This is a genomic window from Paraburkholderia sejongensis (genome assembly GCF_020880815.1).
Taxonomy (GTDB): Bacteria; Pseudomonadota; Gammaproteobacteria; order Burkholderiales; family Burkholderiaceae; genus Paraburkholderia; species Paraburkholderia sejongensis.
The window spans coordinates 564,556-575,100 of the sequence record NZ_JAJITD010000002.1 but is presented as its reverse complement, the minus strand read 5'-3'; the positions used below and the strand labels follow the sequence as shown (position 1 = coordinate 575,100).

The window sequence follows — 10,545 nt, the reverse complement described above, 5'->3', positions numbered from 1 at the left end:
CACCCGTTCGTTCGCCGCAGAGTAACGGCATGGCCGAATCGTTCGTGAAGACAATCAAGCACGATTACATTGCCTTTATGCACAAGCCCGATGTGCCAACAGCGCTCTCGCATCTGGCCGGCGCCTTTGAACATTACAACGAACGGCACCCGCATAAGGCACTGAAGTACCGTTCCCCCCGGGAGTTCCGCCGAACCGCTGCATCATCAACTTAACGGTGTCCGAGTGTCCTGAGTTACAGGGTCAACTCCACTTTGGGAGACCTGCATGAGAAATTTGTGAGCAGAGCCGATCCGAACTCATGGACCTCGGACCGCATGGGGATTTATCGCTTGCGAGGCGTGCTCTCGGGTCTCGCATCCAGGAATCGACCGCTCTACCAGATGAACGACCACGAAGTGGCGCGGGAGATATATCGGGCGCTCGTGCGTCGCACCCTGATCTACGTGCCGCCGAGCTCGCAGGTGAAGCGGATTATCCAAGAGGAGCGGGCGAACAAACAGCGCCGGCCTGGGCCGTACGCAGGAGTAGTGGCAATGCGGACGCCGGCAGGCGCTGAAGAGCGGACTGTTACTGAGAAACTACGCAGGCCCATGGCGCCTGCGCCTGTGGTGGAGTTTTTTGAGAAGGAGGTGGGGGAGGATGTTGCTTTGCTTGTCGGCTACTCTCCGGCGTTGGTGGCCGATTTAAAAACTTTGGGAGAGGGAGATTGGGAGGTCAAATACGGGGAGGCTGGCAAAGGTTCCTTTGTGAATCGGTACCGGAAATTCATCATTCTGGACAGCAGCCTTCAGCATCAACCCGAGAGATATGTGCAAGTTCTAGCTCACGAGGTGGGGCATGCGATGCATCCGTACAAGGAGGACACTTCATCGAAAGTGGCGTACTTGAAGACCAGGCTTGAAGACGAGGCTGCGGCGACGATGAACACCCTTCGCACGCAGCGCGAAATCCTTGCCAATCAAGGTTCGGATATCGGTGTCGGTGGTTCGATGAGCCGCGCTTACAACGCAGCCTACGACAAGTTTTTGCAAGATGGTGATGTGGCCGCTTGCCGGGAACTGATTGCAACTACATTCGGTAACGAGGTTACGTCGAACACCGGTCAGACATACGCGGATTACTATGGAGACTGGTATGACGAGACGTACGCGTCGAAATAATCTGATCAGCACATTGGCCGTATTTGGCTTGGCGGGGGCGCCTGCCATATCCAGCTTTGCGGTCGTACAACATGGAAAGGATCCAATGATCACGCAATCGGATATGACATTGTGGCAGACCATCGACGCGGTGGTGCAGAACATTCCGCTAACTAAGGCAAAAGTGGAGCGGGTGCTAGTTACCCGTGTCGCAGTAAAAGACACTAGCAAGAATCCATTTCGCAATGCTGCTTCACAGTTCTACGTCGGTGGCCCAGTGAAACTGTCGGATGGCGTGGTCGTTGGTAAAGTGGATTTACGTATCCGCTACAAGTTTGGACACCCGGGCTTTCTCGTACTGGACGAGTTGGGCGGCACCTGTATTACCCTTAAGACTGTCCGGGCGCATTATCCAGACCTAACTGTTACGGAATATCCCAAAGGACAATCGCTTGATGAGGCTGTGGGCTTTTCAGCATTCCTGGAGTGGGGAAAGCTTTCCTTTGGGTTTGTCGAGCGCAACCCGGACTGCCTCGCGCATGTTGCCTTCGATCCTAAGACCGTAGAGGACAACGCCTCGCATCAATAGGAATTGCTTTCGCGCATCCGGCGCCCCCTCAACCGAGCTCAAACGACGTAATCCCAAACACACGCGCCATCGAAATATCCGGCGGCGCATGCGTGTACATCCGCGCAGTTTCGAAGCTGATCGACATGCCGTGCCGTTCGGCCATCGCAATCGCTGCGGCGTTGCTCTCAGGCACGTCGATCGACACTGTTTCATCAGCGCATCGGCTGAGCAGCGCATCGAATAGCTCCTCGGCGGTGAGCGCATCGTCGGCGAACAGCGGGCCGATCTTGCGCCCCTGACGACACGCGCGCAGCACGCCATAGCCGCCTATCAAGCCATCGCGTATCGACGCGAGCGCAATCACGTCGGGTTGCGCGATCCATGCTTTCAAAAAATCTGCGCGCGCTGCGGGAAACCAACGCCGGTCATAAGCGGCCAACTGGTCGAACGGTACCGTGGATAAATCCGTGATTGCCGCGCTCGCCGGGGCGCCGTGTGCAACACCTTGAAAGCGAATATTCCGATGCGCGAGCTGGAACCCCGACTTCCGATAGTTCGCCTGCTGCGCGACAACACCATCCAGACCGACGTTGCGCCCGCCCAGATAATCCATCGCGTGCTGCCAGAGCCGCAGCCCCAGTCCTTTGCCGCGAAACTCCGGTCTGACGATATACAAACCGATAAAGCCGAAATGCGCGTCGTAGGCGACAGCGGAAATCGACGCGACCGGCTCACCGTGCAACTCGCCGACGAAAAAGCCGCCGGGATCGGCGGCGCGAAAACAACGCGCGTCATCGCGGCCCGGATTCCAGCCTTCGTTTGCTGCCCATTCGATCGCGAGCGGGACTTCGGCGGCCGTCATCGTGCGGACGATGTAGTGCCGGGCCAGTTCGGCATCCATGCCGGTGTGCGCGTTCATTCCGATGGTCCTGTTGCCGCTGTGGCGGCGCGTTAGCTTCACCAAAGAATAGTTCACCGAAAGTTCGACGCCAGAACTTTCGCGGCCCCTTCTAAACAGCGTTAGAGCCGGCTGCCGCGACGGCGTTGCGACGGTGGAAGGACTCCATAACACCTGCGCGAATCGCACCCGGGTTTTCCGAAGCAGCGGGAAACCCCTCGGCGTTGTATCTCAATGTGTACGGCTCGCCCACCGACACACAGCCTTGCAATTGTGCCCCCCGCCCGACACAAGCCAGATACCTCGGCTGGGTCTAATAGCTCCAACGACGGATGCCGAACAACGCAGTGACGCAGACCCCGCAGGTCTGCCGCGCGCTTCGGACGCCCGGCGGATTTTCCCATCCGACCTGATTCAGGAGAACGACATGAAAGTCCCGATGATCGCTTTGACCTTGGCCTTTGCTGCGTGCGCAACCGCCAGCTCCGCTTATGCGGCTAACAATGCGACCAACGCAGCCGACCCCCAAGCAACCACCGCCGGCGTGCAGGCAGAAGCGCAATGGACGCCGCCGCAAAGCGCGCCGCAAGCGAAGACGCGTGCCGAGGTTCGCCAGGAACTGGCGCGAGCCAGAACCGACGGCCAGCTCGCCGCGCTCAGCAAGCTCTATCAGGGTAGCTAAGCATTGCCGATCGAACGATCCGAATACTTTCGTCTCAATCACTATCGAGGTTTGCCATGATCAAGCATCTTTTCGTTGCCGCGGTTCTTTCGGCCAGCGCCGCAGTCGCGGCTCCCGCATTCGCCAGCGGCGGTTATGGGCCCGCGCCGCATTACAACCCGATCGTCGGCGCGCCGGCATCGCAACGCGGGCAGAGCGCGTTGACCGTGAGCGCCGAGCAGGGCGGCCGGGTGGCGGACGGCGAACTCAGCCAGCAGTCGTACGGCGGCGCGCAACAGGGCAATTCACAATCGGGCGCGCGTGCCGTAAGCGCGGCAGAGGTGGCGTCGATCTCGCCTTACGCGCATCACTAAAGCGCTGTCGCGATTGTGTTGTCGCAACTCGCCCGCTCTTTACACAACCGTGATAGAAGCCGCGCACCGATCAGTGCGCGGCTTCGCAGCCTGCGAGCCAACATAACGATTTCTGCACAGCGACTTCCGCTGTCATCTCAATCTCGACGCAAGCGCCCGACGGGAACTGAGCGGTGACAATCAAACCCGCGGATCGACCGGCGACTTCGGCACTCCGCGTGCCTCGATCGCCTCGCCGGCCAGCAGGCAAAGATCTTCGCGATAGTGCGCGGCGACGATCTGCACGCCGACCGGCACCCCGTCGATGAGTTGCGTCGTCACCGCGAGCCCGGGCAGACCCATCGCCGGCAGAGCGCGCATCGTCAGTTGTGCTTCCCACACGCGGTCGAAGCCGTCGAGGCCTTGCTGGTCGAGATCGTCGGGAAACGGCAGTTCGGCGGAGACGGGCATCAACACGACCGCGTACTGATCGAGAAACAGGCGCCACTGGCGCGTCAATGTAGTACGACGTACTAACGACTGGCTGATCACATCGGCGGGCAAGTCCTGAACCTTGCGGCGCGCCGCGCTGACGACGGCCAGCGCCGCCGGATCGCCGTCGCGGGTCACCGAGTCGACCAGCGCGTCGAAGCCGTCGCCGAGCCACAAGCGCTCCTGCAACTGCTCGGCTTCGCGCAACGACGGCGTGTCGTCGATCTCCTCGACGCTCCAGCCGGCATCGACCAGCCGCTCCGCCGCATCGCGCAGCGCGTGTTCGACTTCCGGCGCGATCCGCAAGCCGCCGGGCCGCAGACACAGCGCGGCGCGCAACGGCACCGCGCGCCCTTCGAGCGGCAGCGGCACATACCAGGGATCGCGCAGGTCCGGCGCGGACAATGCAAGCAGTCCCACGCGAAGATCCGCGATCGTGCGCGCGATCGGGCCGGCGGCCGACATCAGTTGCGCGCCGATCGCCCGCTCGGGGGACGACGCGTTGAACGCGGGCACGCGGCCGAGCGTCGGCCGCAATCCGTGCACGCCGCACGCGTACGCGGGGTAGCGGACCGAGCCGCCGATATCGGTACCCAACGCGAGCTGGCCGATCCCGGCGGCGACCGCCGCCGCCGCGCCGCCCGACGAGCCGCCGGGTGTCAACTTCGGATTGCGCGGATTTACGGTGCGGCCGTGGACGAGATTCGACGTGAACCAGCGCAGCGCGAAGGCCGACGAATTGCTGCGGCCGAGCAGGATTGCACCCGCTTTTTGCAGGTTGTCGACGGCGGGGCTGTTGAACTGCGCGATCAGCTTTTCTTGTAGACGGGTGCCGTTGGTCGTCGCGAAGCCGGCCTGATCGACATTGATCTTGACGGTGACCGGCACCCCGGCGAGCGGGCCGGGGTCTTCGCCGCGCGCAATAGCGCGGTCGATGCGATCCGCCTGTTCAAGCACTGCCTCGGGACGATGTTCGACGATCGCATTGATCGCCGGATTCACCGCATCGAGACGCGCGAGCGCGGACTGCGCGGCCTCACGCGCGGACACGTCGCGGCTTTTGATCCGCGCGGCAAGCTCGGTCGCTGATAAACGCCATAGTTCACTCATGTTCCCTCCGGTTAGCATTGCTGCGCTCGCGTCGCCGCGAGCAGACTGGCGGGTGTCAATTTGAACGGTCCAATGTATCTAACGTATGTCCGCCGGCCTGTGAAATGTAAGCCAGTTTTTCCGGACTCGCTGCGGATACGTTGGAGACACAAAGCGCGCGGCGAAAAGAACCGCAAAGAACAGAACCGCCAGAAACAGAATCACGAAGAAATCATTCGCCAAATAAAAAGAGCCGACCTTCGGGGCCGGCTCTTTACGCCTTCACGCGCGACGCAAACTTATTGCACCGCGACCGTGCCGAAGTTTTGTCGTCCGAACGGACTCACGTGGTACCCGCTCACGTCGGTACGCGTAATTGCCGCGGCGGTCGGATAGCCGAGCGGAATCCACAGCGCCTCGTCGTGGATGATCTGCTGCGCGGCTTCATACGCCTTCGTGCGCTTCGCGATATCCGAGGTCGCTCTGCCGTCGGCGATCAGTTTGTCGAGATCCTGGTCGCAGAAGCGCGCGAAGTTGATCCCCGACTTCACCGCGTTGCAGCTGAACAGCGGCGACAGATAGTTGTCCGGATCGCCGTTGTCGCCGGCCCAGCCCATGAACAGCGTGTCATGCTGGCCCTGCTTCGCCTGCTTGATCAGCTCGCCCCATTCGATCACCTTCACGTCGGCCTTCACGCCGATCTTCGCGAAGTCCGCCTGCAGCATTTCCGCGCCGACCTTCGGACTCGGGTTCAGCACGCTGCCGTTCGGACGCACCCAGATCGTCGTCGAGAAGCCGTTCGGGAAGCCCGCTTGCGCGAGCAGTGCCTTTGCCTTGGCCGGGTCGTACGGCCAGCCCTTGATCGAGTGGTTGTAGCTCCAAGTATTGGGCGGGAACGGATTGACCGCTGGCGTCGCGGTGTTGTCGAAGACGGCCTTCAGATATGCGGTGCGGTCGAACGCCATGTTCAGCGCGGCGCGCACCTTCTGGTTGTCGAGCGGCTTTTGCTGCGTGTTCAAGGCGACGAACGCGGTCATGAACGCGGGCGTCTGCACGATCGCGAGCGACTTGTCCTTCTTCGCGTCGGCGAGATCCTGCGGCTTCGGCGACAGCGCGATCTGGCATTCGCCGGCCTTCACCTTCTGCGCGCGCACGGTCGCGTCCGGCGTGATCGCGTAGATCAGGCGCTCGATCTTCGGCTTGCTGCCCCAGTAGCCGGGGTTCGCGTCGTAGCGGATCACCGCGTCTTTCGTATAGCTCTTCAGCACGAACGGGCCGGTGCCGATCGGCTTCGCGTTCAGGTCGACCTGCTTGCCGGCCTTCAGCAACTGGTCCGCGTATTCGGCCGAGTAGATCGACGCGAAGCCCATCGTCAGGATCGACACGAAGGTCGCGTTCGGCTCGTTCAGTTCGAACTTGACGGTGTTCTCGTCGACCTTGGTGATCGACTTGATCAGCTTCGGCAGCCCCATCGATTGCGCATGCGGGAAGCCGCTCGCGCCCGCCACCTTGTGCCACGGATTATTCTCGTTGAGCATCCGGTCGAACGTGAAGATCACGTCGTCGGCGTTCAGCGCGCGGCTCGGCTTGAAGTAGTCGGTGCTCTGGAACTGCACGTTCGGGCGCAGATGGAACGTGTAGGTGAGGCCGTCGGCGCTCACTTCCCACTTGTCGGCGAGCGCTGGCACGACCTTCTTCTGCGCTTCGTCGAACGACACCAGCGAGTTGAAGATCACGTCGGCCGACGCATTGGTCGTCACCAGCGAGTTGAACTGCACGACGTCGAAGCCGTCGGGGCTCGATTCGGTACAGACGGTGAGCGGTTTGGCGAGCGCCAGCGCGGGCGCTGTAAACAGGATGGCGGCTGCGAGCAGTTTGAAGCGCATAGGATCTCCGGTGACGAGCGCGGTCAGGCTGTGCGTCTGGTTGTGTTTTGGGCGGCGGCGCGCCTTCGCGAAAGCTTATCGAAGGGGGATTATGGCGACAACAATTTAATCCACATATCCATATGGCGGGCGGGTAGCGGCGGGGGTGCCGCGGACCTTCAGGCCGCCGCCGCGAGCCGCAGCAGATAGTCGATGCCGTCGATCGCACGCACGCCGTACCACGACGTCATCTCGCCGTCGATCAGCTCGATCCACTTGCCGGCCATGCGTGGATCGCGCGCGAGCGCATCGCGATGCGCGGCCGTGAAGCGATACGGCTCGCTCGACAGCAGCACCCGGTCGACCTGCGCGAGCCACGGCGCGGCGTCGAAGTCGAGCACCGGGTAGCGGGCCGCGCCCTTCAGGCCGCCGCGCACGTCGGGCAGCGTGTGCCAGTTCACCAGATCCAGCATCGCGGCGATGTAGGTGTCGCGCGCGACGCTCATCCACGGTTCGCGCCAGATCAGGTACAGCACGTTCTGCGCGGCAAAGTGGCGGGCGGCGGCTTCGTGCAGGCGTAGTTCGAGCGCATCGGCGAGGCGCTGCGCTTCGCGCTCGCGCCCGAAGATCGCGCCGAGCAGCGCGTAGAGCGCGAGGTTCTCGCGCGGCGATTGCGGATGGGTGACGACGATATGCGGAACGAACGCGCGCAATTGCTCGACGGTGTCGCGTTCGTTTTCGTCGATATTGACGAGCAGATGAGTGGGGCGCAGCGCGCGGATCGCGTCGAGCTTGACGGCCTTGGTGCCGCCGACCTTGCGGATCGCTTGCACCTTGTCGCGCGGATGCACGCAAAAGCCGGTGCGCCCGACGATGTGCCGGTCGAGGCCGAGCGCGAACAGCGTTTCGGTGATGCTCGGCACCAGCGACACGATGCGCGCGGCGCCGCCCGCTGGTTCGTGCGCGACGCCGGCTGCATCGACCGCACGGGTGGACATGTTTTACTCGGTGACGGCGCGTGGCTTGCGCGGCGCGCGTTCGAACACGCGGTCATAGAGCCAGCGCGGCAACACGTGCAGCAGCATCGCCGCGACCCGCATCTGCCACGGGAACACCGCGAACGAAGTTTGCCGCTCGACCGCCCCGGCGACCTTCCCGGCGAAGCGATCCGCGTCCATCAGGAACGGCATGCTGTACGGGTTGTGCTCGGTCATCGGCGTGCGGATATAGCCGGGCGCGATCGTGACGACGCCGACGCCCTGCGGTCGCATTTCGACCCGCAACGCCTCCAGATACTTGAGCGCCGCCGACTTCGACGCGCTGTACGCACCGGAGCCCGGCAGCCCGCGCACGCCCGCGACGCTCGCGATGCCGACCAGCGTGCCGCGCCGCTCGGCGGCCATCGCGGCGGCGAACGGCTCGAACGTTGCGACCATGCCGAAGTAATTGATGTCCATCACTTCGCGGAACGTGCGCAGATCGCCGTGGCCGGTCAGCGCGCCGCGACTGATCCCGGCATTGGCGATCACGATGTCGGGCAAGCCGTGTTCGGCGATGAAGCGCGCGGCCGCTTCGGCGAGCGCTTCCGCGTCGCGCACGTCGACCGCATAGATCGAGACGGTGTTCTGGGGATGGGACTGCTGGAACGCGGCAAGCGCATCGCCGCGACGGGCGACGAGGCCGAGAATCGCGCCGCGCCGTGCATATTCGCCGGCGAGCGCGAGGCCAATGCCACTCGAAGCGCCGGTAATGAATACCTTCAGGGGAGAGGTCATACCGGCGCCTCGTAATTACATCTTCTTCGCGCGAACCTGCGAGACGAGGTAGTCGAGCACCTGGATCGTGCCGGGCAGGCTGTTGGTCGCGGCCGGGCCGGTTTCAAACTTGCCCTGCACCGCAATGGTCGGCACGCCTTCGATCTTGAAGCCGTCGAGCAGCTTCTTGTCCTTCTGCAGCGCGCTTTGCGTCGAGAACGAGTTGTACGCCTCCATGTACTTCTTCGGATCGACGCCGAACTTCGCGAGGAATTTGGCCTGGTCTTCCGGCGTCAGCAGGTAGTTCTTGTTGACGTGGATTTCGTTGAAGATCTTCGGCGTGAGTTCGTTGACGACGCCGAGCGCGTCGAGTGCATGGAACATCTTCGAATGCGGGATGAAGTCGTCGCGGAAAGCCACCGGCACGCGGCGGAACACGACGTCCGGACCCTGCTTCTTCACCCATGCTTCGAGGAACGGGTTGAATTCATTGCAGTGCGGGCAGCCGTACCAGAAGAATTCGATGACTTCGATCTTGCCGGCCGGCACGTCGGTGGGTTGCGGCGTGGCCAGCACGGTGAAGTCCTTGCCGGCGACCGGCGCCTGCGGCGACGCGTGCGCCGAGGCCGCGATCAGGCCCAGCGAGAGAAACAGGATGCTCAGCAGCTTTTTCATGTTGTGTAGATCCAGATAAGCGTGATGCGGTGAAGCCACGCGAATGTCCGTCACCGCGTGTCGGATTCGGGTGGCCGCTTCGGCACGCAAAGCGGGGCGAGGCGGCCATCGTGCTTGTGACTCGCGCGGCGCGCCGATGGTTCAGCGCGCCGCGCAAGCCGGCATTACCGTTTATTTATTGTTTGGTGAAGCGGATCACCGCGGTGTCGACCCCAGCGTCAGACAGACGCTGGCGGCTCGAATTCATGTCCTCGAACTTCGAGAACGGGCCGATCCGCACGCGGTAGTACGTGACCCCGCCCGCGTCGCGCTGCGTGACCTTCGACTCGAAGCCCTGGAACGCCAGACGCGCGCGTTGCTGTTCGGCGTCGGCGGCGGTCTTGTAGGCGCCCACCTGCAGGAAGTAGCCGGTGTTCGCGTCGCCCGGCGCCGGCGCGGCGGCCGAACCCGGCTTCGCGGCGTTGTTGGCGGTGGTGGCCGGCGCGCTGCCGGTCTTCGGCGCGGAGCCCGCGGTGGTGGCGGCCGGCGCGCTCGAGGTTTGCGGCTTCTTCGCCGGAGCGGGAGCCGGCGCATTGTTGGCGAGGGCGTTGTTATCCTGCGCGGGCTTCGGCGCGACCGCGGTGCCGTTCGGGTTGCCGATGGTCGGCGGCACTTCGACGATCTGCGGCTCTTCGAGCATGCCCGACTGGGTCTGCGCGTTGGTCTGACCCGGCGCGGTGTTCGGCGGCGCGGGTTGCGCGGCCTGCGGCACCGGCTGGCCCGGCGTCTTGCCTTGCAGCGGCCGGTTCGGATCGTACTGCGGCTGGCTTGCGCCGTTCTCCTGGGCCGCGGGCGGCGCGACCTTCGACACGAACGGCGTAGGTGCACGGGTGATGTACAACGCCACGACTACCGCGATTGCCAGACCGACGATCAGGCCCAGCACGATACCGAGAAAAGTACCCCCGGTTTGCTTCGATTGCTTTGTTGTGCGGCGTGGTTTTGCCATCGTTCGAATCACCTGCAAAAAGAATCCAGGAACGGCCGTCGATTATAACGACGGCCG

General features: G+C 63.2%; 12 protein-coding genes. 5 read left to right on the top strand and 7 right to left on the bottom strand.

Annotation, left to right across the window (positions count from 1 at the left end; translation table 11 throughout):
• The 3 genes from LJ656_RS06140 to LJ656_RS06130 all read left to right on the top strand — a co-directional run.
• Window positions 1-215: integrase core domain-containing protein (locus LJ656_RS06140; protein WP_230508363.1), on the top strand; the 215-nt coding region annotated here is incomplete at its 5' end.
• 168 nt (window positions 216-383) lie between these two features.
• Window positions 384-1,163 carry an ImmA/IrrE family metallo-endopeptidase gene (locus tag LJ656_RS06135; RefSeq protein WP_230508362.1) on the top strand — a complete coding sequence of 260 codons (780 nt, stop codon included), beginning with the start codon at window positions 384-386 and terminating at the stop codon, window positions 1,161-1,163.
• A complete protein-coding gene (locus LJ656_RS06130) occupies window positions 1,138-1,731 on the top strand; it encodes a hypothetical protein (RefSeq protein WP_230508361.1) in 594 nt (197 codons plus the stop codon). The genes LJ656_RS06135 and LJ656_RS06130 overlap by 26 nt, the downstream gene beginning before the upstream one ends.
• A gap of 28 nt (window positions 1,732-1,759) precedes the next feature.
• Here LJ656_RS06130 and LJ656_RS06125 read toward each other — a convergent pair whose 3' ends face one another.
• Window positions 1,760-2,614, bottom strand: coding sequence for a GNAT family N-acetyltransferase (locus tag LJ656_RS06125; RefSeq protein ID WP_230508380.1), 855 nt, complete (start codon window positions 2,612-2,614; stop codon window positions 1,760-1,762).
• Between the two features lie 424 nt (window positions 2,615-3,038).
• On the opposite strand from LJ656_RS06125, the gene LJ656_RS06120 reads away from it, so the two are divergent.
• Together LJ656_RS06120 and LJ656_RS06115 are read left to right on the top strand one after the other, a co-directional pair.
• A complete protein-coding gene (locus LJ656_RS06120; protein ID WP_230508360.1) occupies window positions 3,039-3,293 on the top strand; it encodes a DUF4148 domain-containing protein in 255 nt (84 codons plus the stop codon).
• A 56-nt stretch (window positions 3,294-3,349) separates the two neighbouring features.
• A complete protein-coding gene (locus LJ656_RS06115; protein ID WP_230508359.1) occupies window positions 3,350-3,646 on the top strand; it encodes a hypothetical protein in 297 nt (98 codons plus the stop codon).
• A gap of 180 nt (window positions 3,647-3,826) precedes the next feature.
• On the opposite strand, the gene LJ656_RS06110 is transcribed toward LJ656_RS06115, so the two are convergent.
• The 6 genes from LJ656_RS06110 to LJ656_RS06085 all read right to left on the bottom strand — a co-directional run bounded on the left by LJ656_RS06110 (window position 3,827) and on the right by LJ656_RS06085 (window position 10,506).
• Window positions 3,827-5,227 carry an amidase family protein gene (locus LJ656_RS06110; protein WP_230508358.1) on the bottom strand — a complete coding sequence of 467 codons (1,401 nt, stop codon included), beginning with the start codon at window positions 5,225-5,227 and terminating at the stop codon, window positions 3,827-3,829.
• A gap of 278 nt (window positions 5,228-5,505) precedes the next feature.
• On the bottom strand, window positions 5,506-7,092 hold the full coding sequence (locus LJ656_RS06105; RefSeq protein ID WP_230508357.1) for an ABC transporter substrate-binding protein: 1,587 nt from the start codon (window positions 7,090-7,092) through the stop codon (window positions 5,506-5,508).
• 158 nt (window positions 7,093-7,250) lie between these two features.
• Entirely contained in the window at window positions 7,251-8,069 is an 819-nt protein-coding gene (locus LJ656_RS06100; protein WP_230508356.1) for a helical backbone metal receptor, read from the bottom strand.
• A 3-nt stretch (window positions 8,070-8,072) separates the two neighbouring features.
• Window positions 8,073-8,846 (bottom strand): SDR family oxidoreductase, encoded by a 774-nt coding sequence (locus tag LJ656_RS06095; protein WP_230508355.1) that lies wholly within the window; start codon window positions 8,844-8,846, stop codon window positions 8,073-8,075.
• Between the two features lie 15 nt (window positions 8,847-8,861).
• Window positions 8,862-9,500, bottom strand: a complete 639-nt coding sequence (locus LJ656_RS06090; RefSeq protein WP_230508354.1) for a thiol:disulfide interchange protein DsbA/DsbL — start codon at window positions 9,498-9,500, stop codon at window positions 8,862-8,864.
• A 175-nt stretch (window positions 9,501-9,675) separates the two neighbouring features.
• Entirely contained in the window at window positions 9,676-10,506 is an 831-nt protein-coding gene (locus tag LJ656_RS06085; protein WP_230508353.1) for an SPOR domain-containing protein, read from the bottom strand.
• Between the last annotated feature and the right edge of the window lie 39 nt (window positions 10,507-10,545).